The sequence below is a fragment of the Parvimonas sp. D9 genome, assembly GCF_035282565.1.
Classification (GTDB): domain Bacteria; phylum Bacillota; class Clostridia; order Tissierellales; family Peptoniphilaceae; genus Parvimonas; species Parvimonas micra.
In genome coordinates this window covers 1-284 of sequence record NZ_JAYKBM010000109.1, presented here as the reverse complement: position 1 = coordinate 284, position 284 = coordinate 1, and the positions used below count along the sequence as shown (strand labels likewise).

The 284-nt window shown below is 36.3% G+C and carries 1 protein-coding gene; it reads left to right on the top strand.

From position 1 onward, the window contains the following. Positions 1-41: 41 nt before the first annotated feature. On the top strand, positions 42-284 hold a 243-nt coding region (locus tag VJI94_RS08225; RefSeq protein WP_324009001.1), incomplete at its 3' end, for a hypothetical protein.

Here is a 284-nt window from a genome sequence, read left to right as displayed (position 1 = left end):
CGAGCAGCAGTGAAACACTCCGCGAGTGGGTAGAACAATTCATGGAGTTAAAAACTTGTACAGAATGTAATGGTGCCAGATTAAAAAAAGAGAGTCTTTGGTTTAAAGTAGATGAAAAAAATATCGCTGAATTGAGCCATCTAAATCTGGATAAATTACATCAATGGTTTACGAATATTGAAAAGCGTCTCGATACAAAACAGAATGTCATTGCAAAAGATATTTTGAAAGAGATCAGGGAAAGACTTCAGTTTCTACTGGATGTAGGGCTTACTTATCTCTCC